A 23,644-nucleotide genomic window follows, 5' to 3' on the forward strand; every position below is an offset into this window, starting at 1 on the left:
CACGTTGACGCGCACGAACAGATCGGTTCTCGCGACAGCCGCAGCCGCGCTGGCTGTCACCGGGACCTTGATATCCTCCCCGCCCGCATCAGCCGCCGACCCCGCGGCCGCCGAGGTCTCCCCGCACGCCGCCCAGACCATCGACAACATCGGTGCGTCCGGCGCCTGGTGGGTCAACGACCTCGAGAACTTCGACCCCAAGGTGCAGGCCCGGGTCGCGAAGCTGCTGTTCTCCTCCAAGGGCCTGGACCTCAGCAACTACCGCTACAACATCGGCGGTGGCGGCACCGCGGTCACCACCCCGTCCCGCGCCCCCGAGGACTTCCTGAACTCCGACGGAACGTACGACTGGAGCAAGGACAAGGGCGGCCGTACGTTCCTGAAGTACGCGGCGCAGTACGGCGTCGAGGACCTGGTCGCCTTCGTCAACAGCGCGCCCGCCGCCTGGAAGACCAACTCCCAGAGCTGCGGCGGGTACTTGAAGGCGGAGAACACCGCCGACTTCGCGAAGTACGTCGCCGACGTGACCGACCATTTCGCCAAGCAGGGCGCGAAGTTCGACTACATCAGCCCCTTCAACGAGCCGAACAACAGCTTCGACAGCTGCGGCCAGGAGGGCATGCTGGTGCCGGTCGACCAACGCGACGACATCGTGCGTGCGCTGGGCGCCGAACAGCGGGCACGGCATCAGAAGACCGGCATCATCGCCGACGAGTCCAGCAGCACGGTCAGCTTCAACACCGAGGTCCCGCAGTGGATTTCGCAGCCGGGCACCGCCCAGTACGTGTCGAAGCTCGCCCATCACACGTACAACAACCCCGGTGACGACCAGCGGGCGAAGATCTACGAGACGTCGAAGTCGGTCGGCAAGCAGTCCTGGTCCACCGAGATCTGCTGCTTCGGCAAGGGCGGCACGGGCTGGGCTCAGGAGTACGACCCGACCATCGACGGCGGCCTGAACCTGTCGAGCATCATCTACAAGGACTTCGCGACCGCGCACGACTCGGCGTTCCAGTGGTGGGTCGCGCTCTCCGAGATGATCGGCAGCGACCCGTACGCGAAGAACGACGACGGCTGGAACGACGGCCTGATCTACTACGACCCGAACTACGCCACCAACGGCAACCAGACGCTCTACTTCACCAAGCGCTACTACGCGCTCGGCCAGTACAGCAAGTTCGTGAAGCCGGGCGCGGTCGCGCACAACGTGACGGGCGCTCCGAGCGGCGTCGACGTCACCTCGTACGACCGGAAGGGCAAGTGGGTGGTCGTGGTGAACAACCACAACACCACCGACACGGCGCTGAACCTGCACTTCAACAGCAAGACGCCGGGCCGTGTGGCCCAGGCCGTGCGGACGTCCGCCACCGAGGACTGGGCGAACGTCGCGGGGCCGTCGGTGGGCAAGGACGGCCAGGTCTCCGCGACGCTCGCCGCGCGCTCCATCACGACGTACGTCTTCGACCAGAAGGGTCATGACACCACGGCCGTGACCGGCGCCTGGCAGGGCAAGCAGTCGGGCAAGTGCCTGACCGCGGACGCCTCGGGGGCCTCAATCAGCGGCTGCACGGGCACCGGCGCCCAGGACTGGACGTACGACGCCAACGGCACCGTGCGGGGCGTCAACGGATGCCTGACGGCCGGGAGTTCGGGACTGGTGGCCGCCGCCTGCGCCGACAGTCCGGAGCAGCGATGGCAGTTCAACGCCAACGGACAGATCGTCAGCGAGGCATCCGGGAAGTGCCTGGACGTCAGCGGTCAGGCGACCGCCGACGGAAGCAAGGTGATCCTCTACAGCTGCACCGGCGGGACGAACGAGGTCTGGGCCAAGCAGGAGTGAACTGACGAGAGTTGAGGGTTGCGGGCCGCTGGTGCGGCGGCCCGCAGCCCCGCCGTGTCCGGTATTCCGAACCCTCCACAACACTTCGAACAGACTTCGTCCAACCCCTTGCCGAAGCCTTAGCCGAAGGTTAACGTCCCGCACCGCAACGCCATTTGAGCCACTTGGCGCATGAACAACTGAGCCGTAGCCGTACTCGAGACAAGGACGTCAGCATGTCGGCAATGAGCAGCAGCAATTGGGACCGCCGATCCGTACTGCGGGCCGCCGCGGGCCTCGCCGCCCTCGGCCCGCTGGCCGCGTGCGGCAGCAACAACGGCCGTGGCGGGGGCAGCGGTTCGGGCACGAACCTGACCCAGTACTTCCACGCGTACGGCGAGGCCGGCACCGAGCAGGCCATCAAGCGGTACGCGAAGGCCTACGACAAGGCCAACGTGAGCACGCAGTGGATCACCGGATCGGACTTCGAGAGCAAGCTGTTCGCGACGCTGCTCACCAAGAACGCGCCCGACCTGTTCGAGTTCCACCCGCAGATCCAGCTCGTCAAGAGCGGCCAGGTGGCGGATCTGACCGACATCATCGAGCCGGTCAAGGACGACTTCAACCAGGCCGACATCCAGTCCCACACGGTCGACGGCAAGATATACGGCGTCCGGATGATCGACGACCCGCAGTTCTTCTTCTACCGCAAGTCGATGCTGGAGAAGGCGAACGTCGCGGTGCCGCAGACCCTCGACGAGCTGATCGAGGCCGCTGCCAAGCTCACCACCAGCAAGGTCAAGGGCGCCTTCCTCGGCAACGACCTGCACGCGGTGATCAACCCGCTGATCTGGTCGGCCGGCGCCGACACCCTCGACGCCCAGAACCAGCCCGCCTTCAACACGGACGGCGTCGCCGAGGGCCTGAAGAAGCTGCGCAAGCTGTTCACCAGCGGCGACCTCCTCCTGGACGCCCCGGCCGACTACTGGGACCCGTCGGCGCTCGACCAGGGCCTGTGTGCCATCCAGTTCTGCGGCATGTGGGCCATGCCCACGATGCAGAAGGCGCTCGGCGACGACCTCGGCATCTTCCCCTTCCCGAAGGTCAACGACGCCGGCAAGCCCTCGGTCTACAACGGCGGCTGGTCGATGTTCGTCAACGCCAAGGGCAAGAACGTCGACGCGGCCAAGGAGTACGTGAAGTGGCTGTGGATCGAGCAGAAGAAGTACCAGGAGGACTGGGCGACCTCGTACGGCTTCCACATCCCGCCGCGCACCTCGATCGCCGCGTCCGCCACCAAGCTCAAGTCCGGTCTGCCCGCTGAGGGCGTCAAGCTCTTCACCGACTACGGCCACTTCGACAACATCGGCTGGACCCAGGCCATGATCACCGCCACGGAGAACGTCTTCGCCGACACCGTGCGCAAGAACGGTGACCCGAAGGCCTCGCTCGACAAGGCCGAGAAGACCGTCAGCGCCGAGCTCAAGAAGCTCTTCGGATAGGCCACCGGACGGATCACGACATGTCGACGACCACCAAGCTCGACCTCGCGCGCCCCGCCCCTGCCAAGGCCTCCAAGGCCCGGCCGCGGCGGGGTCTGCGGGGCAGCCCCACCTTCAACTTCTGGCTCTTCACCGGCCCGTTCCTCATCGGTCTGGTGATCTTCGTCTACGTTCCCATCGGCTGGAGCATCTGGCTCAGCTTCTTCGAGGCGCGCTTCACCGTCACGCCGAGCAAGTTCATCGGTTTCGACAACTACCGGTTCATGCTGGACAACGGCAACTTCACCGGTGCGCTCCTCACCTTCACCGTCTTCGCCGCGTTCATCGTGCCGACCACCTGGGCGCTGTCGCTGGGTCTGGCGATGCTGGTGAACCGGCTGCGGTTCATGCGGGCGTTCTTCCGCTCGGTGTTCTTCCTGCCGACCGCGTGCAGCTATGTCGCCGCCTCGCTGATCTGGAAGATGTCCATCTTCAACGGCGTCCGCTTCGGTCTGGCGAACACCGTCATCGGCTGGTTCGGCGTGGAGAACGTCGCCTGGCTCGCCAACCCCGACCCGCCGTGGTACTGGCTGGTCATCGTCAGCGCCCGCCTGTGGCTGCAGTCCGGCTTCTACATGATCCTGTTCCTGGCCGCGCTGCAGAACATCCCGCAGGAGCTCTACGAGGCCGCCGCGATCGACGGTGCCAAGCCGGGCTGGCAGACCTTCCGCCACATCACGCTGCCGCAGCTGCGGGCCACCTCGACGGCCGTGATCCTGCTGCTGCTCGTGGCCGCGTACCAGGCCTTCGACGAGTTCTTCAACCTCCTGGCGAAGACGACCTGGGGCCGCCCACCGCTCGTCGAGCTGTACTACATGGCCCTCGGCCAGAACCAGGACTACGGCGCGGGCAGCGCGGGCGCGGTCATGCTGACCATGCTGATCGTCATCGTGACCCTGTTCCAGGGCAAGATCATGGGCTTCGGAAAGGGGGACGAGTCGAAGTGACCACGACCGTACCCGGGGCGAGGAAGAGCGAGCGGCCGACGCAGGGGCCGCTGCGCGCGAAGCGCGGCGGCGTGATGGGCTCCACCGGCCTGTACATCGCCACCGGCGTCGCGACCCTCCTCTTCCTGATCCCGTTCTACCTGCTGATCCGCAACTCCCTCTCCACCGATCCCGACATCACCGGCGAGAACTGGAAGTTCTTCCCCACGGACATCCAGTGGAAGAACATCACCGAGCCGTTCCACGACACCACGGTCGACTTCGGCCAGTCGATGGTGAACTCGATGATCGTGGGTGTGCTGCACACCCTCGGCACCCTGCTGGTGTGCTCGCTGGCCGGCTACGGCCTGGCCCGCATCCCCTACCGGCACGCCAACAAGATCTTCTACGCCGTCCTGTTCACCCTGATGGTGCCGACCGCCGTCACCTTCGTCCCGAGCTTCGTGCTGGTCTCCTCGCTCGGCTGGGTCGACAGTTACCGCGGTCTCATCATTCCGGGCCTGTTCAGTGGTTTCACCTGCTTCCTCTTCCGGCAGTACTTCCTGGGGTTCCCCAAGGAGCTGGAGGAGGCGGCGCGCGTGGACGGGCTCGGCTACTGGGGCGCGTACTGGCGCGTCGTCGTGCCCAACTCGCTGAACTTCTTCGCGGCGATCGCCACCATCACGTTCATCAACGGCTGGAACTCCTTCCTGTGGCCGCTGGTCATCGGCCAGGATCCCAGCGCCTGGACCGTGCAGGTCGCGCTCTCGTCGTACATGACCAACCAGACGGTGAACTACCACCTGATCTTCATGGCCACCGCCATTTCCATCCTGCCCCTGTTGTTCGTGTTCCTCTTCCTCCAGCGCTGGCTGGTGCAGGGGATCGCGCAGACCGGCATCAAGGGCTGACACCTTCTTCCGAGGACCTGGAGACCGATGTCTTTCCGCACCACCGCCACTGACTATGTCGAGGACGTCTCGCCGGGCAGCGGTGCACTGCCGCCGCGCGCCTGGTACGCGTCCTCGGATGCCACGTCCTTGTCGCTGAACGGCAGTTGGCGCTTCCGTCTCTCGGCGACCGTCGACGCCGAGGACGACTCCTTCGCCGCGGAGGGGTACGACGCCGGGGACTGGGCGGAGGTCTCCGTCCCCGGCCACTGGGTCCTCCAGGGACACGGCTCACCGATCTACACCAACCACCTCTACCCCTTCCCGGTCGACCCGCCGCGCGTGCCGACCGAGAACCCGACGGGTGACCATGTGCGCACCTTCGACCTGCCGTCCGAGTGGCCCTCGGACGGCGGTGCGGTGCTGCGTTTCGACGGCGTCGAGTCCTGTGCCCGGGTCTGGCTGAACGGCACGGACATCGGCGAGTTCAAGGGTTCCCGGCTGCCGCACGAGTTCGCGGTCGGGCACCTGCTGAAGCCCAGCGGCAATGTGCTCGCGGTCCGGGTGCACCAGTGGTCGGCGGGCTCGTACCTGGAGGACCAAGACCAGTGGTGGCTGCCCGGCATCTTCCGGGACGTCACCCTGCTGCACCGTCCGGCGGGCAGCGCGCTCGATTTCTTCGTGCACGCCTCCTACGACCACCTCGCCGGTGAGGGCACGCTGCGCGTCGACTCCGACGTCGACGGGCGGGTCCTCGTGCCCGCCCTGGACATCGATGTCGCGACCGGCGAGCCGGTGACGGTGCCGGCGCGGCCCTGGACGGCCGAGACGCCCCGTCTGTACGACGGCGAACTGGTCACCCAGGGCGAGCGCGTCCCGTTGCGGATCGGCTTCCGCACGGTCGCGCTCGAAGACGGTCTGATCAAGGTCAACGGCAGGGCGATCCTCTTCAAGGGCGTCAACCGGCACGAGTGGCACCCGGAGAAGGGCCGCGCCCTCGACCTGGAGACCATGCGCGAGGACGTGCTGCTGATGAAGCGGCACAACATCAACGCCGTCCGCACCTCGCACTACCCGCCGCACCCCGCCTTCCTCGACCTGTGCGACGAGTACGGTCTGTGGGTCATCGACGAGTGCGACCTGGAGACCCACGGCTTCACCGAACAGGCGTGGCGGGACAACCCCGTCGACGACGACCGCTGGACCCCGGCGCTGCTCGACCGCACCGCCCGGATGGTCGAGCGCGACAAGAACCACCCGTCCGTCGTGATCTGGTCGCTCGGCAACGAGGCCGGCACCGGGCGCGGGCTCACCGCCATGGCCGAGTGGATCCGCGGCCGGGACACCTCGCGGCTCATCCACTACGAGGGTGACATCGACTGCCGTGACACGGACATGTACTCACGGATGTACGCCGACCACGCCGAGGTCGAGCGCATCGGCCGGGGCCTGGACGGCGGGGGGCTGAAGCGGCGCGAACTCCCCTTCATCCTCTGCGAGTTCGGGCACGCCATGGGCAACGGCCCGGGCGGCATCGCCGACTACCAGCACCTCTTCGAGGCGTACGACCGCGTCCAGGGCGGCTTCATCTGGGAGTGGATCGACCACGGCATCAAGGACGAGCGGTACACCTTCGCGTACGGCGGTGACTTCGGCGAGGAACTGCACGACGGGAACTTCGTCTGCGACGGACTGGTCTTCCCGGACCGGACGCCGTCGCCGGGGCTCGTCGAGTACAAGAAGGTGATCGAGCCGGTCCGCATCGACGGCGACGGGCCGGCCGGAACCGTGCGGGTCCAGAACGCCTACGACTTCGCCGACCTCGCCGGCCTCGCCTTCGAGTGGTCGTACCAGGTCGACGGCGAGACGGTCGAGACGGGCGCCCTGTCGGTACCCGCGCTCACCCCGGGCGAGTCCGCGGAGGTGAAGCTGCCGGCGCCGCCCGTGGACGGGCGGGGGGCCGAGACGCAGTGGACGGTACGGGCCGTACTCGCGGCCGACACCGCGTGGGGCCCGCGGGGTCATCAGGTCGCCTGGGTCCAACTGCCGCTGAATGACGGTGCGTTGACGCAGGTCGCCCGGTCCGACGGTCCGGTGCCCGGCGAGCAGGTCATCACGCTCGGCCCGGCCGCCTTCGACGCCCGCACCGGTGCGCTGAGGACGATCGGCGGGGTCGACGTCACCGGACTCCGCCTGGATGTGTGGCGGGCGCCGACCGACAACGACAACGGCGCGCCCTGGCAGCCGGACGCCCGCTACGGCCTGCTCTGGCGCAAGCTGGGCCTGCACCGGATGCGGCACCGGCTCGACGCGGTGGAACTGGGCGACGACGCCTTGACCGTACGCACCCGGGTGGCGCCCGCCGCCTGGGAGGTGGGCCTGCGCACGGTGTACCGGTGGACGTCCGACGGGACGCGGCTGCTGCTGACGGTGTCCGTGTCACCCGAGGGTGACTGGACGCTGCCGCTGCCGCGGCTCGGGATCCGGCTGGGGCTGGCGAGCTCGGCGGACCGGGTGAAGTGGTTCGGCGGCGGTCCCGGCGAGGGGTATCCGGACACCAAGTCCGCTTCCATGGTGGGGCGTTGGGAGTCGACGGTCGACGAGCTGCAGACGCCCTACGTCCGCCCTCAGGAGAACGGCGCGCGGGCGGACGTCCGCTGGGCGGAAATCGGTGGACTGCGTGTCGAGGGTGATCCATGCTTCTGGTTCACCGCGCGCCGCTGGACGACGGAGCAGCTCGACGCCGCCGAGCATCTGACGGATCTGGCGCCGGGCGACACGGTCTGGGTCAACCTCGACCACGGCCAGCAGGGCATCGGTTCACAGTCGTGCGGCCCCGGTGCGCTGCCTCAGTACCAACTGCGAGCCGCTCCCGCGGAGTTCTCGTTCGTCTTCTCGGAGATCCATGACTGATCCTCACCTACGCCCCGCGGCCGGACGGCTCTTCTGCCGTCCGGCCGCGCTCGCGTCCCGCGTCGCGTTCGCCCCGAACGGGGTGAACCGTATGAATCACACGCAGAAGGTGCACGGTGCAAAGGGGTTAACGACATGAATGCTGTGAACCGCGACAACACCGTGAACGGCAGCATCCAAGTCCGCGGCCTCTCCCGCACCTTTCACACCACCGTCCGCCGCCCCGGGTTCACCGGTGCCCTCCAGTCCCTCGTCAAGCCCGAGCGCGTCGCGAAGGAGGCCGTCGCCGACGTCAGCTTCGATGTCGCGCCCGGCGAGCTGCTGGCGCTGCTCGGCCCGAACGGCGCGGGCAAGTCCACCACCATCAAGATGCTCACCGGCATCCTCACCCCGACGTCCGGCGAGGCCCGCGTCGCGGGAGTGGTCCCGTACGAGGAGCGCGAGCGCAACGCGCGCAACATCGGCGCGGTGTTCGGGCAGCGCACCCAGCTGTGGTGGGACCTCCCGGTGCGCGAGTCGTTCGCGATCCTCCGCGACATCTACGGAGTGCCGGAGAGCGAACACCGCGTCCGGCTCGGTGAGTTCGACGAGCTGCTCGAACTCTCCGTCTTCTGGGACACCCGCGTACGGCATCTCTCCCTGGGCCAGCGGGTGCGCTGCGATCTCGCGGCGTCGCTGCTGCACGACCCGCCCGTGGTGTTCCTCGACGAGCCCACCATCGGCATGGACGTGGTGGTCAAGGAGCAGGTGCGCGGCTTCCTCAAGCACCAGGTGGAGGAGCGCGGCCGGACGGTACTGCTGACCACGCACGACATGACGGAGGTCGAGCGGCTCGCCGAGCGGGTCGTGCTCATCAACCACGGGCGGCTCGTCCTGGACGGCACGCTCGACGAGATCCGCCGGAAGTTCGGCTCGACCTGGCAGGTGCGGGCCACGCTGGCCGATCCGCTCGCGCCCGTCGGGCCGTTGCCCGGGATCGCCGTGCTGCGGCGTGAGGGAGCGCGGGTCGTGTTCGGGCCCGACGGGGCGACCGCGCCCACCGTCCACCAGGCGTTGAAGCAGGTCATCGAGCGGTACGAGGTGACCGATGTCGCCGTGGACGAGGCCGATCTGGAGGACGTGATGCGGGCGGCCTACGTCCAGGCGGAGGCAGCATGAGCATCACCCTTCCCCGGGGCTGGCGGACCGCGCGGGTCACTCCGCTGGGCGAGTTGCACACCCCGCCCCGGATGACCGCCGCGCTGCTCCGGCTCACCGTGCAGGTGGTGCTGGTGGCGTCGCTGTGGCGCGGCCTGTACGCGTCGACCGGCAGCACGGCCGGGATGAGCCGCGACCAGGCGGTCACCTATGCCGTCCTCGCCGTACTGGCCATCCGGATAAGGGAGTTGGACCAGTACTCGGGACGGGACACCGTCCAGCAGCACATGCACTTCGGCACGATCGTGTACTGGTATCTGCGCCCGCTGCCACCACAGCGCTACTACGCGCTGCGCGCGCTCGGCGAGCAACTGTACGGATTCGCCTGGGCGTTGACCGGTTACGCGATCTGTCTGGCCGCCGGGGTCGTGCAACCCCCCGAGTCGGCCGCCGTGGCGGGGGTGTTCGCGCTGAGCGTGCTGCTCGGCCAGTGGGTCCTGTACTACATCATGCTCGTCATCGACCAGCTGTGCTTCTGGACGCTCCGCAACGACGTCGCGATCATGATCCTGATCTTCGCGCAGAACCTGCTGTCGGGGGTGTACGCGCCGCTGTGGTTCTTCCCCGACTGGTTCATCACGTTCAGCCGCTTCCTGCCGTTCCAGGCGACGCTCAGTGTGCCGCTCTCGCTGTACGTGGGCCGGATCCCGCTGTCCGACGCGGGCCCGGAGCTCGCCGTGCAGGCCGCCTGGGTGGTGGCGCTCGCCCTGTTCACCCGACTGCTGTGGCGGCGCGCCGCCCGGCGCGTGATCTCGCAGGGAGGCTGACCATGTCCTTGGAACCCTGGCGGGTGGTGTGGCGTATCACGCGCCTCAACTTCCGTGCGCAACTGGAGTACCGCTCCGAGTTCCTGATGATGATCGCGATCGGCGCGGTCTGGCAGGTGTCGGTGATCGTGTTCGCGACGGTGCTGCTCACCCGGTTCACCGGGATGGGCGGCTGGGCGAGCGAGGACGTGCTGCTGATCGCGGCGACGCGGTTGGTGGCGCACGGTCTCTTCGTGCTCTTCCTGGGCCGCGTGCACGGCCTCGGCCACCGCATCCAGGAGGGCGTGATCGACACGTACCTCGTCCGCCCCATGCCGGTCCACCGCCAGCTCCAGCTGTCCCACTTCCCCACCAACGCGATCGGCGACCTGACGGTGGCGGCCGGCCTGATGGCGGGCGCGATCGGCCGCAGTCACCTGGACTGGAACGCCGCCCGGATCTCGTATCTCGTCGTCTGCGTGCTCGGCGGGATGCTTCTTGAGGCGGCGCTGTTCACGGTGGTGGCCTGTGCCTCGCTGCGCTTTCCCGCCGCCGACTACTGGGGCCGCTGGCTGGAGGAACTGCTCGGCACCTTCGGCAGCTATCCGCTCAATGTGCTGCCGCGCGCGGTCGGCGGCTTCCTCACGTACGGGCTGCCGCTGGCGTTCGTCGCGTACTTCCCGGTCTCCGTGCTGACCGGTCACGGCGGCGACTCGGGGGTGCCGTACTGGCTGGCCGCCGGATCCCCGCTGCTGGGTGTGGCCGCCTACCTCGGTTCCCGCCTGCTGTGGCGCTGGGGCCTTCGCCACTACGCGGGGGTCAATGGCTGACCGCGTCGGCCCCTGCCGGCGGGCGAGTGGCGGTCGGGTGTGACGGCAGCGGGGCCCGACCGCCGACCGGTCCGGGCCCCGCTCACTGCTGTGCCCTGATGTGCCCTAGGGGCAGCTGATCCGTGTGTCCCCCGTGTCCGTCGTGCACGTGTCCGTGCCTAGGCCCCCGTTGGCGGTGTCGTTGCCGGAGACGCTGTCGACGGTGTTGAGCTTGTCGTTGCCGTAGTTGCCGATCAGGTTGTCGTTGCCGGGGCCGCCGTTCAGCGTGTCGTCGCTGTAGCTGCCGTCGAGGCGGTCGTTGCCGTAGCCGCCGTACACCGTGTCGTTGCCGAAGCTCGCGTTGACCGTGTCGTCGCCGCCGAGGGCGCAGATCACGTCGTTGCCGTAGGTGCCGTTGAGGGTGTCGTTGCCGCTGGTGCCGATGATGGTGCAGCCGTGGCTGTTGTTGACGGTGGTGGTCGCCGTGGCGCTGTTGTTGCCCGGGATGGGGTCGGTCTGGGTGGCGGTGACCGTGCCCCGGTCGGTGAGGGTGCCGGTGGCGCGGGGTTCGACGACGACGGTCACCGTGGTGTGGGCGCCGGCGGCGAGCGTGCCCAGGGAGCAGTTCGCGCCGGTGGCGGTGGTGGTGCAGGTGCCCTGGCCGGGCGTGGCCGAGATAACCGTGGCGGCGGGGCCGGTGAGCGTGTCCGTGAGGGCGACGCCGGTGGCGGCGGTCGTGGTGCTGTTGTTGGTGACGGTCACGGTGTAGGTGGCCCGGTCACCGATGCCGACCGTGGCCGTACCGGACTTGGCGACCGACAGGTCCGGGGGCGGCGGGGTGCCATTGCCGCCCAGGTAGCGGACCATGGCGCGGTCGTCACCGGTGTTGCCGAAGGTGAGGATCCGGCCGTCGGACTGTACGGCCACGGAACGCGCCTCGTCGTAGTAGCCGAAGTCGGTGACCGCACGGCCGCCCGTGCCGAAACCGGTGTCCACAGTGCCGTCGGTGTTGTAGCGGGCCACCGCGAAGTCGGTGTTCCTGATGCCCGCGGCGACGATCCGGCCGTCGGACTGGAGTGCCATGTCGTTCGCCCGGTCGGCGCTGCCGCCGAGGTCGGTGGTGGTCTTGCCGCCCGTGCCGAAGGTGGCGTCCAGGCCGCCGCTGGTGGTGTACCGGGCCAGTGCGAAGTCGCCGCCGCTGTATCCGGCGGCGACGATCCGGCCGTCCGGCTGGACACCGAGGCTCTGTGCCACGTCGTAGTCGCCGAAGTCGGTGATCACGCGGCCGCCCGTGCCGAAGGTGGTGTCCAGGCCGCCGTCGGTGTTGTAGCGGACGAGCGCGAAGTCGAAGGCGGTGCTCCCGGTGTAGCCCGCGACCACGATCCGGCCGTCCGGCTGGAGCGCCATGTCGTTTCCGAGCGCGCCCTGGTCGAAGGGGGTGACGACCTTGCCGGTGCCGCCGAAGCTCGTGTCGAGGTTGCCGTCGGTGTCGTAGCGGACCACCGCGAACCGGCCGCCGGTCTGGCCCGCGGCGACAATCCTTCCGTCGGGCTGCACCGCGACCGCCTGGGCGTCCGAGGAGCCGTTGTCGCCGAAGTCGGCGCGGACCCAGCCGTCGCCGCTGAAGGTGGTGTCCAGGCTGCCGCCCGCCGTGTAACGGGCCACCGTGAACCAGCAGCAGCCTCCTTCGCCTTCCGGCAGCACCTCGGTGCGGCCGACCACGACGATCTTTCCGTCGGGCTGGAGCGCGACGGCCTGCGCCTGGTCCGTGCCACCGCCGAAGTCGGTGACCGTCTCGCCGGCGTCGCCGAACGAGGTGTCCGCACTGCCGTCGGCGTTGTGCCGTGTCACGGAGAAGTCGGGCGTCAGCCACCCGGCCTGCTGGTCGGTGCCGACGGTGACGATCTTGCCGTCGGGCTGGAGGGCCGCGTCCTGCCCCTCCTCGAAGTAGCCACGGTCGATGGTGAGCTTGCCGCCACTGCCGAAGGAGGGGTCGAGATCGCCGGGCGCGGCGACCGCCCCACCGGGCAGGACGATGACGAGCGCCAGCGCCGCGGCGAGGGCCGACGCGACCCGCCCCACGCGCGCGCGATACGGATGCCGGTAAGTGAGGGTGGACATGAGCCCAGCATCCGCACGTCCGTACGACCACTCCGTACGCCGGGCCATGCGCTGGGCTCACTGGGTGCCGAAGATCCACCCCCGGAGTGACGGTACCCGCCGCGACAGGAGGCCGGCCCGCGGCAACCTTTCCGCTCACGGCGGCGACACAGAGGGAAAGCACCGCACCCGCACACCCCCATCCCACTTCGCAAGGAGTAGAGGAGCAGCCGTGCCGCACTCACCCGCACACCGGCGTCGCCGTCGCCTCCGTCCCCTCCCCCTCGTCGCCGCCGGCGTGCTCGTCGCCGCGGCGGCCGTCGCGTTGCCACAGCTCACGCCCGACGCCAGCGCCGCCACCACGTTGCGCGGGTACGCGGACGGGCGTGGCGTGAAGATCGGCGCGGCAGTCGGGGACACACCGCTCACCTCCGATTCCGCGTACACGAGCGTGCTGGACCGGGAGTTCAACTCGGTGACCGCCGAGAACGCGATGAAGTGGGATGCCGTCGAGCCGACCCGCGGATCCTTCAACTGGGCCGCCGCCGACCGGCTCGTCGCCCATGCGAGCGCGCACAACCAAGGAGTACGGGGGCACACGCTCGCCTGGTACGCCCAGTTGCCGTCCTGGCTGAAGAACGGGAACTTCTCCGCGTCCGAGCTCAACTCGATCCTCAAGAGCCACATCGACACCGAGGTCGGGCGCTACAAGGGCAAGGTGTACGCCTGGGACGTCGTCAACGAGGCGTTCAACGACGATGGTTCGATGCGCGGTTCGCTGTGGCAGGACAAGCTCGGGACCGGGTACATCGCGAACGCCCTGAAGTGGGCGCACGCCGCCGATCCCGCCGCCAAGCTGTACATCAACGACTACAGCATCGAGGCGGACAACGCGAAGAGCGACGCCCTGTACGCCCTCGCCAAGCAACTTCTCGCGGACGGCGTGCCGTTGAACGGGATCGGCTTCCAGTCGCACTTCGTGGTCGGGCAGGTGCCGTCCACCATGAAGGCGAACCTGAAGCGGTTCTCCGACCTCGGCCTCGAAGTCTCCGTCACCGAGCTCGACATCCGCATCCCGCTCCCCGCCTCCTCCGCCGAACTCGCCCAGCAGTCCGCCGACTACAAGACGGCCAGCGAGAACTGCCTCGGCGTCCCGCGCTGCGCGGGCGTCACCGTGTGGGGCGTCAGCGACAAGTACTCATGGATTCCGGGCACTTTCAGCGGATACGGTGCCGCCCTCCCGTACGACGAGAACTACGCGGCGAAGCCCGCCTACACGGGCCTGTCGAACGGGGTCAATCCGAACGCGTAGCGCTCCCGCGGCGATCACGACGGACGCCCCGGCTCCCTTCGCCCGTGCCTCAGGTCGCGCGCCGACTGGCCGTAGTGCGCCTTGAGCGCGCGGGCGAGGTGCCGTGGGTCGTGGATGCCCCAGCGCGCGGCCACCGCCGCCGCCGTACGGCCGTCGTGGGCGGGGTCGAGCAGGTCGCGGCGGATGCGTTCGAGGCGTTCCTCGCGGAGCCAGGCCGCGAAGGGGGTGCCGGTGCGGTGGAACAGGCGGTGCAGCCGACGTGCCGAGATGCCGTGCGCGGCGGCGACCGAGTCGACGCACAGGGACGGTTCGGAGATGTTCGCCAGGGTGTAGACACGGATGCGGTCCACGAGGTCCGTCTCCGTGTCCATCCTGCCGGGGGCGGAATCCGTGAACGCCGCGATCAGTAGGGACACCAGTGCGTCACCGACATGCGCCTGCGCCGGTCCCGTCAGTTCGTCGAGGTGCCGGCCGAGGCCCAGCAGGAACGCGGAGAGCACCGCCTGCGCCCCCGCGTCGGCCGGCAGCCGCCGGGCCGCCTGCCGGGCCACGGTGTCGGCGTGGCGGCCCAGCTCGGTGCGCGAGATGCCGACGGCCATCACGTCGCAGCCGTCGGGGACCGCGAGCCGGTACGGCCGCGTCATGTCGAACACCACGAAGTCCCCGCCGTGCGCCCGGGATTGCAGTCCGCCCTGGTCCGCGGCGGCGGGCCAGGCCGACCGGTGCAGCGTCACCTTCAGCAGCTCGGGATCGGTGGACGTGATCGCCCGGGGTGTCCGCGCGACCAGATGCGCCGAGCCCCGGATCCGCGCCACGGCCGCACGCCCCACCGCCGCCGCGTCGATGTCGGCGTGAAAGCCGTCGACCCCCGGAGCGGTCACCGCGAGCGGCGCGAGGATCGAGGAAGCGGCGGTCTGGAGTTGGCCCACGGTGGCTCGGCGTACGTGTAACGCGCCTAAGACACCTGCCGCACCGTCGTCGTTCATGGCGCCGCCCCTCACACACCGACAACTCATCTCCCTTGACGTAAACGATAGTTGCCCGGTTCCGTGGCGCGAATCGGCGACACCGCGGGCGGGAATCGGAGACTCGGCCGGGCGTCGGGTGCGTAGCTTGGTGTGCGGGGGAGCAATGTCGGCTGGAACGCTCACCACGGTTCCAGCCGACTGCCCTCCGGGTCCCGAGTCAGCACTCGACCCGGACCTCCGCCCAGACGACCTTGTACGGCGCGCCCGTCCGAGGCTCCACGCCCCACCGCTCGGCAGTCGCCGCGACGAGCAGCAGCCCGCGGCCGCCCTCGTCGGCCGACGCCCGCAGCACGGGCAGCCGGTCCGTCCGCCCGTCGGCCACCTCCACACGTACGAGCCCGTCGCGCAGCACCAGCCGTACGCGGAAGTCGCGCCCACGCACCCGCCCGTGCAGCACGGCGTTCGCGGCGAGCTCGGCGACGACGAGCGCCACGTCGAGGCTCGCGTTCCCGTCGTACGCGAACCCCCACGCGTCCATCCGATGCTCGACGAGCCGCCGCGCGAGCCGGGCCCCTCGCGGGGTGCAGCTGAAGAGCTGCGTGAACGTACGTACGGTGACGGCTTCTTGGGCCCGGATGTCTCCTTGCATGGGTCAACGGTGCCCATGGGCAGGCCGGTCGACCAGGTCCGCCACTCGTACGCTGCGCGGCGTACGAGTTCACGCTGTGGACAGTAAGGGTAACAGTCCGTAACTATGGGTGACTTGGCGGGGTTGGCACCACAGCACTCGGGAGTACCCGGCATGACCAACAGCACCACGAATGAGCCCGAGCCGTCGGACAGCCTGAAGACGTTCGGGGCCGTTCAGAAGGCCTTCCGCAAGCGGGCGGGTCTGACACAGGAGGAGTTCGCACCCTTGGTGCGGTTCCAGCCGTCGACAGTGGCGTCGATCGAGCAGGGCAGGCGACTGCCGCCGCGGGTCTACATCGAGCGGGCGGAGGAGGTACTGGACGCCTTCGGTGCCCTGTGGGCGGCCGCCAAGTACCTCGGCCGACAACCCGGGTTGGCGTCCTGGTTCCGGAAGTGGGCGGACCTGGAGGAAGTGGCGATCAGCCTGTACACCTACGAATGCCGGTTGATTCCGGGCCTGTTGCAAACGGATGCGTACGCGCGAGCGGTGATGTGGAGCGTGCCGCTGCGGCCGACCGACGAGCAGGTCGAGCAGCGCGTGGCCGCCCGGCTCGCACGGCAGGAGCTGCTCAGCACGAGCCGGGAGCGGCCCACGGTGTTCAGCTTCATCATCGAACAGGCCATCCTGGAGCGGCACACCGGCGGCGAGGAGGTCACCCGGGATCTGATCGACCACCTGCTGGACGTGAACGAGCGACATTGGAACGTCGAGATCCAGCTGATGCCGCTGCGGCAACCCGTGCACGCGGGCCTCGACGGCCCCATGCACTTGCTGGAGACCCCGGAGAACGAGTGGTTCGCGTACGCCGAGGGCCAGAAGACCGGCCACCTGATCAGTGACCGTAAAGCGATCAGCGTGCTCCAACAGCGGTATGCCAAGATGCGCTCACAGGCTCTCACCCCAGGGGACACGGCGAGCCTGCTCCAGCAAATGCGAGGGGCGCTATGAGCACGAGCACGACCGAACTTGCCTGGTTCAAGAGCAGCTACAGCGGCTCGGAAGGCGACGACTGCGTCGAAGTCGCCCTCTCCTGGCGCAAGTCGACCTACAGCAGCGGCAGCGAGGGTGACTGTGTCGAAGTCGCCACCTGCCCCACCACCATCCACATCCGCGACTCCAAGAACACCCGCGGCCCCCAGCTCACCCTCTCCCCCACCGCCTGGTCGGACTTCGTGGAATTCGCCGCGCACAACCGAAGCTGACTGCACTAGGCTGCTACCTAGGCATCCTAGGTAACAGTCCAGTGTGAGGTGGTCCCCATGGCTCGCGTCGGGCTCACGACCGAACGTGTCGTGGAAGCCGCGGCCGATCTCGCGGACGAGGTCGGGTTCGAGAACGTGACCGTGTCCGCGTTGGCACGGCACTTCGGGGTGAAGGACGCGAGCCTGTACTCGCACGTCAAGAACGTGCAGGACCTGCGTTCGCGGATCGGGCTGCTCGCGGCCGGCGAGATGATCGACCGGATCGCCACGGCCGTGGCGGGGCGCGCGGGCAAGGACGCGCTCGTCGCCTTCGCGGGCGCCTACCGGGAGTACGCCCTGGAGCGGCCCGGCCGCTACCGCGCCACGCACACACAGCAGGACCCCGCCGTGATCGCCGGGTCCACGACGTACCTCCGCACGGCCGAGGTCACGTACGGCATGCTGCGCGCCTACGGGCTGTCCGAGCCCGACCTCACCGACGCGGTACGCCTGCTGCGCAGCACCTTCCACGGCTACTGCAACCTCGAAGCGATCGGCGGATTCGGCGCCCCCCGTGACGTACAGAGGTCCTGGGAGCGCGCGCTGGACGCCCTGCACGTGGCGCTGGAGAACTGGCCGCCGACGAAGGAAGACGATAAGGACGACGCTGATGAGTGACCATCTGCCCTACGCCTACGACGTGCGCGGCAGCGGCCCCGTACTGCTGGTCATCCCTGGCGGGGCCGGTCATCCCATGGGCCTGGAGGCCGTCACCACGCGCCTCGCCGAACGGTTCACCGTCGTGACGTACGACCCGCTGGGGCTGTCGCGCGGGCCGCTGGACGAGCCGGTCGGCGACCAGCGGGTGGAGGCGTGGAGCGACAACGCCCACCAGCTCCTCGAAGCCGTGCTTCCGGACGGCGAGTCCGCGTACGTCTTCGGCACCAGCTCCGGCGGCATCGTCGCCCTGGACCTGCTGGCCCGCCACCCTGAACGGCTGCGGCGCGTGGTCGCCCACGAGCCGCCGACCGTGGAGGTGCTGCCCGACGCGGCTCGACAGCGGGCGATGGTCGGGGAGGTGGACACGATCTGCCGCACGGAGGGTGTCGGGCCCGCGATGGCGCGCCTCAACGCCGGTCTGGAGTACCGCACTTGGACTCCTCCGACGCCGTCCCCGCGCCCGGCCGACGCGGACACGGGCACGGGCACCCCCATGGGCATCTTCCTCGCCCACGTCCTGCGCCCCTTCGCCACCCACACACCGGACCTGGACACCCTCAAGCGCCAGTCCTCCCGGCTCACCCTCGGCGCGGGCCACGACTCGCGGCACCAACTCCCGCACCGTACGGCCGTGTCGCTCGCCGAACACAGCGGCGCCGACCTCATCGAGTTCCCCGGGGGGCACCTGGGCTGTCTGGAACACCCCGTCGAGTTCGCGGAACGCCTCGCCCGTGCGCTACTTGCGGTCACCCCCCAGACGCAGCGCTGAATCGCCGAGGCTTGGAGAGGTGACGTCCGGTCCGGCGCCAAGGAGTGCCGCCAGTTCATCCCCCCAGGTGAGACCGGATCGCAGCTCGACAAGGCGCCCGAGCAATCGCTTCCCCGTGGCGCTCAAGTGCTCCGACTCCACCCGCAGATCCACCATGGCCACGTCGACCAGACCACAGCGGCGCGCTTCGGGCTCCTGGTCCAGCAGGCGTATGGCGCGCCGGTGGGCGACCTCCGCCTCGTCGTCGTTCTGCGAGGCCAGAGCCACCAGGGCGATATCGAACAGGATTCCGGAAGGGGTGGACTCGCCGTTGGCCAGAGCCGAGCGCAGTGACGCTCCCGCTTCGTCGAACCGCCCCAGCCTGTACTGACACCATCCCCTGTTCCATTCGTAGCGGGTGGAGGATCCCTCGTAGCGGCTCAGGGCCTTTTCGTACGCCGCACGCGCTTCATCGCGCCTGCCCAGGGCGTACAGGACATTCGCCTGTCCCTTCTTGGCGTCGGCGTCGGCCGGTTTGAGCCTGAGCGCCAGCTCGAAGGCGGCGAGGGCCTCCTGCCACAGCGACTCCGACCCGTTCTCGAGCGCGCTGCCCAGCGCGTCGGCCGCCTCCGCCATGGCGGTGCGGCCCGCCAGTGCCATGCGGCCGGCCTCAGCGGCGTGCGTCCACGCACCGATCTCTACCAGGACCTCGCAGTACAGCGTCCAGATCCACGGGTCCATGGGGTCCAGATCCGTCGCGCGGCGGAACGCCTCGATGCTCTCCGCGTAGTGACCCGCTCGTGCCTGCAAGGCGCCCAAGTCGGCCTGTGTGTAAGGGTCCTCCGGGACCTCCCACGCGAGCTGGGAAAGATTGTGCAGGGCCTCCTCCTGCCTCCCCGACTCCCACTGCGCCCAGCCCAGCGCGCTGCGCAGTTCGATGTCCTCGGGCCAGCGCCACAGTGTCTGCTCGATGACGCCGATCGCCTCCGTCGGCCGCCCGACCAGACGCTCGGTCTCGCTGTAGAGCGCGACGAGGCCCGCGGTGGCCTCCTCGTCCTCCGCGGCGGCGCGCACCAGCTCCACTGCCTCATCGGCACGGTCGGTGTCCAGCAAGGTGTCGCGCAACAGCCGGAGCGCGCCGATCAGCCGAGGCCGCGCCTCTGCCGCCACCCGCAGATCCGCCTCCCCGCCCTCCACCTCACCTCGGCCGAGCCGGACCGAGCCGCGTACGAAACGTGCCGGCGCGTCGTCGGCCACTTCGGCCAGGACCCGCTCCGCCTGGTCGAAGGCATCGTCCGCCCTGCCGAGGGACTGATACGCGTCGCACAGCTGCGAACGTGCCCAGAGCATCTCCGGGTCCAGCTCCAGGGCGTACTCCAACTCCCCCACACACTCGGCGAGACGGTCGCGGTTCTTCAAGTGGAATCCGCGGGCGCTGTGCGCCTGAGCTCGGTCGATGCCCGACTCGTCCGCCCTGCGCACCGCCTCGTCCAGCTCGTCGAGAGCGGCCTCCATCCGGCCCTGCTGGTCCAGGGCTTCGGCCAGGTTGATACGTGCCGCGATGGCGTCGGGGTCCATCTCGACCGTGGTGCGCAGCGACTCCTCGGCCTGGGCGAACTTCCCGAGCTCCAGTCGTACGGCACCCAGCCGGGCGTGGGTCTCCGCCGTCGCGACCACGCCCTCAGCGGGTTCGGCCGCGATGACCATATGGACCTCGGCGTCGCGGGGCCGTCCCGCGATCAGCAGGGCCCAGCCCATGATGTCGTGCAGCCTGACGTCGTCGGGAGCAAGTGCCAGGGCCCGTTCCATCACGGTGACGGCGTCCTCGGGCCTCCCGTCCACGACAAGTGCGAACGCCAGCATCTGGTAATCCTCCGGTGTGCTCGGCTTGTGCAGGAGCAGGCGCCGCACCTCCCGCCGCGCGCCCTCGCTGTCCCCGAGCGACGACAGGACGACCCCGAGACGGAAGCGGACGACGGGTGATGTCCGGTCCACGGCCTCCCGCAGGTACTTGACGACCTCGTTCAGCAGCTCCTCGTCTCTCGCGGTCATCGCCATGTCCGCGAGGGCGATCAGCGCCTCTTCCGCGAAGGGATCGACGCGCAGCGCCTTCCGGTAGGACTCCACGGCTTCGCTCGTCGAATTCCTCCGGATGGACTGGACGTCCCCCAGACGCACCCACGCCTCCACCCACCGTGGCGCGTCGCGCGTGGCGGCGGCGAGGTGGTCCAGCGCGGCTTCGTGCTCGCCCAGCCCGAACAGCGTCAGCCCGAGCTCTCCTTCCAGCCGGTGGAACCGGATTCCCGAGTCGATGACGGTGTCGAGGTCCGCCTTGGCGCCCGCGAAGTCGGCGACACGGCGGCGCGCCTGGGCACGCACCCACACGTTCGTCATGTCGTCGGGAACCAGCTCGACCGCCCGGTCCAGCAGCGGTTCTGCCTCGGGGAAACGCCCCTGTTCGCACAGCACGATGGCCAAGTCCCGCACGACCACAGGCTCGTCGGGCAGCCGCTCGTGCGCCGCTCGCAGCGCCTCCTCGGCGTCGGCCCAACGCCAGAGTCCGTGTTCGGCGAGGCCCGTGAGCACCGTGACGCGAGGGTCCTCGGGCACGCGGTCGCGCAGGGACAGAGCAGCGTTCAAAGCCTCCTCGGCGTGCCCGGCGGCGAGCAGGATCTGGGCCGCCGCGAACAGGACTCCCGGCTCGTTCCCTTCGGTACGCAGCACACGTTCCACCGTCGCCAGCGCGTCGTCGTCGCGGCCACTGCGAGCAGCCAGCTCGGCGGCCGCGAGCTGGACGTCGAGGTGGTCCGTCCGGTCCGTGAGGGTACCCATCCACGTATCCGCCAGAGGCTGGCTCACCGCCGCGGGAATCAGCTCGGCCAGCGGCACGTACAGACGGCTCAGTTCCGGATCCATCGTCAACGCCTGGGCGTAATCGCGTAAGGCGGCCTCGGTGTCCCCCGAGGAGAGGTGGAGGTCGCCGAGAGCGGCCCAGGCCCGGGCCGCGACCACTTCCTCACCGACGTCCCCCGCCAACTCCGCGCAAAGCCTGGCCGGATGTTCACAGCCCGGGGAAGCCTCGAAGGAGGCCAGCGCATGCAGGTACGCCTGTCGCGGGTTCCCGGCCCGGTGGACGGCGAGGGCCAGGAGGTAGGCGGTCGTGCCGTCCGGGCGGGACTTCGCCATGGACTGGAGCAGTCTGACCGCCTCATCGGTATGGCCGTGGTGGAGCAGCACCATCGCGCCGAGCTGATCGTCCGGGGTGAGGTCGGCGTATCCGGGCGCCAAGTTCGGTGACGGCGGTGTGTCCAGCGGCTCGTCGGCCAGCCACCGCATGGCTCGTACGCTTTCCAGAGCACCGTGCAGCACCGGGTGGTTGCTCTCGCGGTCGAACTCCAGCGCGTGCTCGCATGCCTCGACGATGGCGTCGAGCCCGCTGCCGAGAACGTCCGTACCGGAATACCAGTACGCGTTCCACACCGACCGGATCCGCAGCCACAGGACGCTCGGCGAGACGGTCAGCCTGGCCCGGCGCCCATCGCGCCAGAGCCCGTCGAAGGGGACGGAGAACGGCGGGGAAGTCGGGCTACTGCTGTCGTCGGTACTCATCAGGTCGCTCCCAGGCCATCGGAGTGCTGTGTGAGGGGCGCGGCTTGCCGGCTCCGCGCGGGGAAGGCCGTCCCTGTGACTGTTTGTTGCCCGGGAGCAACTCGACGACCCGGCCGGCTATGGCTTCGACGTCGGCCCCCTTGTGGGTGCGGGCCCGCCACGCGGCGTTGAGGAGCACCACCACGTTGACATCCACGGGCCTGACCGACCGCGTCACGGTGTCCTCCAACAGCAGGGCGGCCGTGTGCGTGACGTTCTCCCACACGACATCACGGCTGCTGGGAACGCCGAGGCCGTTCAGAAAACCGTGCGCCCAAGCGACGAACTGCCGCCTCACCTCCGTGTCCGCCGGTGTCGCGTCCGGGGGATCCTGGGGCAGGAATACCTGAACGGCGAGCCGCCACATGTCGCTCAGTTCGGCGACCGCACCGCTGTAGTCGTCGAATTCGTAGCGCGGCGCCGCGTGCGACAGCATGTCCAGAATGACCTGTGCCCGCGACAGGTCGTCCGGGAGGTCCGGCGTCTTGTGACCGCTGTAGGGATACAGCCGCAGTTCCAGCATGGCGTGGGCGTAGGCCGGCCCCAGCGTGTAGGCCCCGAACGCGTCGGCGAGCAGATGCTGAACCTGCTCCAGCGTGCCGAGCCGGTCCTCCCCGACGAAGGGGGCCAGCTCTCCGGGACCCTCCTTGGGCAACTCGGCGTGGGCGAAGGCCAGTCCGATCTCATGGGCCGCCGCGGGAACACTCCATACGGTCCACTCGGGAAAGCCGACCTTCACCACGTGGCTGAGGCTGAGGGCGGCCTCGTGCGCGGGCATGGACAGCGCCGGGGCATGAGGAAGGGTCGCGCTGATGAGCTCGTCGACAAGGTCACAGATATGGCCGTCGAGCGCGGTGTCCCGGACGGCGATACCCCCGAGGAAGTCGACGTAGGCGGCGAACAGGGGCTGGACGGTCTCATCCATGATCTGGCGGTACTGCTTCCACAGTTCGGCGGCCTCTTCCCCCTCCTCGTCCAGGCGCTCCGTGAGCTGCTCGATCTTGCTGGTGACCGTGGCGCACTTCTGATCGATCTCGATCTTGATCTTGTCCCCGATCCTCTTCCGGTCGCCGGAGAGATTGACCATGCCGTCCTGGATGGACTGGAGGGTCCTCCTGGTCTCCATCACTTTCTGCCAGATCGACCTGACGTCGTCGGCCGACCGGGTGAGAACCTCGAAGAACTCCCCGTCCACCCGCTTCACCTCGTCCTCGTCGAGGTCGAGGAACCCGAGGTCGTGGGCGCGGCCCAGATCGCTCACGAGGCGGTCCACGTTCCCGATCGGAGCCAGCATCTCCAACAGCAGTTCATTGGCTCTCCGGAGGCCCGCGGCACGCTGACGCGCCGTCTCGACCGCTTCGCCCACCTTCTTCATGGCGGAGGTGAGGGTCTCCAGGCGGGTGCGCAGCACTCCTCGGTCATCCGGCATCCCAGT

General features: G+C 69.1%; 18 protein-coding genes. 13 read left to right on the forward strand and 5 right to left on the reverse strand.

Annotated features, from left to right (window positions below):
* Positions 1-4: 4 nt before the first annotated feature.
* From OIC96_RS10230 to OIC96_RS10265, 8 genes are all read left to right on the forward strand, one after another.
* Complete coding sequence (locus OIC96_RS10230) at positions 5-1,840, forward strand: glycoside hydrolase (protein WP_330308166.1); 1,836 nt, start codon at positions 5-7, stop codon at positions 1,838-1,840.
* A gap of 215 nt (positions 1,841-2,055) precedes the next feature.
* Complete coding sequence (locus OIC96_RS10235) at positions 2,056-3,321, forward strand: ABC transporter substrate-binding protein (RefSeq protein WP_330308165.1); 1,266 nt, start codon at positions 2,056-2,058, stop codon at positions 3,319-3,321.
* A 20-nt stretch (positions 3,322-3,341) separates the two neighbouring features.
* Positions 3,342-4,307 (forward strand): carbohydrate ABC transporter permease, encoded by a 966-nt coding sequence (locus tag OIC96_RS10240; RefSeq protein ID WP_330308164.1) that lies wholly within the window; start codon positions 3,342-3,344, stop codon positions 4,305-4,307.
* Positions 4,304-5,197 carry a carbohydrate ABC transporter permease gene (locus OIC96_RS10245; protein ID WP_406502150.1) on the forward strand — a complete coding sequence of 298 codons (894 nt, stop codon included), beginning with the start codon at positions 4,304-4,306 and terminating at the stop codon, positions 5,195-5,197. Before OIC96_RS10240 ends, OIC96_RS10245 begins: the two co-directional genes overlap by 4 nt.
* A 27-nt stretch (positions 5,198-5,224) precedes the next feature.
* Positions 5,225-8,089 carry a glycoside hydrolase family 2 TIM barrel-domain containing protein gene (locus OIC96_RS10250; RefSeq protein ID WP_330308163.1) on the forward strand — a complete coding sequence of 955 codons (2,865 nt, stop codon included), beginning with the start codon at positions 5,225-5,227 and terminating at the stop codon, positions 8,087-8,089.
* Positions 8,090-8,251: 162 nt separating this feature from the next.
* Positions 8,252-9,247, forward strand: coding sequence for an ABC transporter ATP-binding protein (locus OIC96_RS10255; protein ID WP_330310331.1), 996 nt, complete (start codon positions 8,252-8,254; stop codon positions 9,245-9,247).
* Complete coding sequence (locus OIC96_RS10260; RefSeq protein ID WP_330308162.1) at positions 9,244-10,053, forward strand: ABC transporter permease; 810 nt, start codon at positions 9,244-9,246, stop codon at positions 10,051-10,053. The genes OIC96_RS10255 and OIC96_RS10260 overlap by 4 nt, the downstream gene beginning before the upstream one ends.
* Before the next feature lie 2 nt (positions 10,054-10,055).
* Positions 10,056-10,862 (forward strand): ABC transporter permease, encoded by an 807-nt coding sequence (locus tag OIC96_RS10265; RefSeq protein ID WP_330308161.1) that lies wholly within the window; start codon positions 10,056-10,058, stop codon positions 10,860-10,862.
* Between the two features lie 105 nt (positions 10,863-10,967).
* On the opposite strand, the gene OIC96_RS10270 is transcribed toward OIC96_RS10265, so the two are convergent.
* Positions 10,968-12,962, reverse strand: coding sequence for a calcium-binding protein (locus OIC96_RS10270; RefSeq protein WP_330308160.1), 1,995 nt, complete (start codon positions 12,960-12,962; stop codon positions 10,968-10,970).
* A 211-nt stretch (positions 12,963-13,173) separates the two neighbouring features.
* On the opposite strand from OIC96_RS10270, the gene OIC96_RS10275 reads away from it, so the two are divergent.
* On the forward strand, positions 13,174-14,253 hold the full coding sequence (locus OIC96_RS10275; protein ID WP_330308159.1) for an endo-1,4-beta-xylanase: 1,080 nt from the start codon (positions 13,174-13,176) through the stop codon (positions 14,251-14,253).
* Between the two features lie 14 nt (positions 14,254-14,267).
* Here the strand turns inward: OIC96_RS10275 and OIC96_RS10280 are convergent, their stop codons facing one another.
* Both OIC96_RS10280 and OIC96_RS10285 read right to left on the reverse strand, forming a co-directional pair.
* Positions 14,268-15,239 carry a helix-turn-helix domain-containing protein gene (locus OIC96_RS10280; protein WP_330308158.1) on the reverse strand — a complete coding sequence of 324 codons (972 nt, stop codon included), beginning with the start codon at positions 15,237-15,239 and terminating at the stop codon, positions 14,268-14,270.
* A 199-nt stretch (positions 15,240-15,438) separates the two neighbouring features.
* A complete protein-coding gene (locus tag OIC96_RS10285; RefSeq protein WP_330308157.1) occupies positions 15,439-15,870 on the reverse strand; it encodes an ATP-binding protein in 432 nt (143 codons plus the stop codon).
* A gap of 153 nt (positions 15,871-16,023) precedes the next feature.
* Between OIC96_RS10285 and OIC96_RS10290 the strand changes: the two genes are divergently transcribed.
* The 4 genes from OIC96_RS10290 to OIC96_RS10305 are packed head-to-tail and all read left to right on the forward strand — an operon-like array spanning position 16,024 to position 18,582.
* The gene (locus tag OIC96_RS10290) at positions 16,024-16,860 is read left to right on the forward strand and encodes a helix-turn-helix domain-containing protein (protein WP_330308156.1); all 837 of its coding nucleotides are present in this window, start codon (positions 16,024-16,026) and stop codon (positions 16,858-16,860) included.
* Positions 16,857-17,114, forward strand: a complete 258-nt coding sequence (locus OIC96_RS10295; RefSeq protein WP_330308155.1) for a DUF397 domain-containing protein — start codon at positions 16,857-16,859, stop codon at positions 17,112-17,114. Before OIC96_RS10290 ends, OIC96_RS10295 begins: the two co-directional genes overlap by 4 nt.
* Before the next feature lie 57 nt (positions 17,115-17,171).
* Entirely contained in the window at positions 17,172-17,771 is a 600-nt protein-coding gene (locus tag OIC96_RS10300; RefSeq protein WP_330308154.1) for a TetR/AcrR family transcriptional regulator, read from the forward strand.
* Positions 17,764-18,582 (forward strand): alpha/beta fold hydrolase, encoded by an 819-nt coding sequence (locus tag OIC96_RS10305; protein WP_330308153.1) that lies wholly within the window; start codon positions 17,764-17,766, stop codon positions 18,580-18,582. Before OIC96_RS10300 ends, OIC96_RS10305 begins: the two co-directional genes overlap by 8 nt.
* Here OIC96_RS10305 and OIC96_RS10310 read toward each other — a convergent pair.
* Together OIC96_RS10310 and OIC96_RS10315 are read right to left on the reverse strand one after the other, a co-directional pair.
* Positions 18,550-22,170, reverse strand: coding sequence for a tetratricopeptide repeat protein (locus tag OIC96_RS10310; protein ID WP_330308152.1), 3,621 nt, complete (start codon positions 22,168-22,170; stop codon positions 18,550-18,552). The two genes, OIC96_RS10305 and OIC96_RS10310, sit on opposite strands and share 33 nt — an antisense overlap.
* Positions 22,148-23,638, reverse strand: coding sequence for a hypothetical protein (locus OIC96_RS10315; RefSeq protein WP_330308151.1), 1,491 nt, complete (start codon positions 23,636-23,638; stop codon positions 22,148-22,150). Before OIC96_RS10315 ends, OIC96_RS10310 begins: the two co-directional genes overlap by 23 nt.
* Positions 23,639-23,644: the final 6 nt, after the last annotated feature.

It is taken from the genome of Streptomyces sp. NBC_00775, assembly GCF_036347135.1.
Classification (GTDB): domain Bacteria; phylum Actinomycetota; class Actinomycetes; order Streptomycetales; family Streptomycetaceae; genus Streptomyces; species Streptomyces lutosisoli.

Coding starts and splice junctions, on each gene's coding strand:
- OIC96_RS10235 (WP_330308165.1), top strand. CDS start 2,056: ATGTCGGCAATGAGCAGCAGCAATTGGGACCGCCGATCCGTACTGCGG.
- OIC96_RS10240 (WP_330308164.1), top strand. CDS start 3,342: ATGTCGACGACCACCAAGCTCGACCTCGCGCGCCCCGCCCCTGCCAAG.
- OIC96_RS10250 (WP_330308163.1), top strand. CDS start 5,225: ATGTCTTTCCGCACCACCGCCACTGACTATGTCGAGGACGTCTCGCCG.
- OIC96_RS10260 (WP_330308162.1), top strand. CDS start 9,244: ATGAGCATCACCCTTCCCCGGGGCTGGCGGACCGCGCGGGTCACTCCG.
- OIC96_RS10265 (WP_330308161.1), top strand. CDS start 10,056: ATGTCCTTGGAACCCTGGCGGGTGGTGTGGCGTATCACGCGCCTCAAC.
- OIC96_RS10270 (WP_330308160.1), bottom strand. CDS start 12,962: ATGTCCACCCTCACTTACCGGCATCCGTATCGCGCGCGCGTGGGGCGG.
- OIC96_RS10280 (WP_330308158.1), bottom strand. CDS start 15,239: ATGAACGACGACGGTGCGGCAGGTGTCTTAGGCGCGTTACACGTACGC.
- OIC96_RS10285 (WP_330308157.1), bottom strand. CDS start 15,870: ATGCAAGGAGACATCCGGGCCCAAGAAGCCGTCACCGTACGTACGTTC.
- OIC96_RS10290 (WP_330308156.1), top strand. CDS start 16,024: ATGACCAACAGCACCACGAATGAGCCCGAGCCGTCGGACAGCCTGAAG.
- OIC96_RS10295 (WP_330308155.1), top strand. CDS start 16,857: ATGAGCACGAGCACGACCGAACTTGCCTGGTTCAAGAGCAGCTACAGC.
- OIC96_RS10300 (WP_330308154.1), top strand. CDS start 17,172: ATGGCTCGCGTCGGGCTCACGACCGAACGTGTCGTGGAAGCCGCGGCC.
- OIC96_RS10305 (WP_330308153.1), top strand. CDS start 17,764: ATGAGTGACCATCTGCCCTACGCCTACGACGTGCGCGGCAGCGGCCCC.
- OIC96_RS10310 (WP_330308152.1), bottom strand. CDS start 22,170: ATGAGTACCGACGACAGCAGTAGCCCGACTTCCCCGCCGTTCTCCGTC.
- OIC96_RS10315 (WP_330308151.1), bottom strand. CDS start 23,638: ATGCCGGATGACCGAGGAGTGCTGCGCACCCGCCTGGAGACCCTCACC.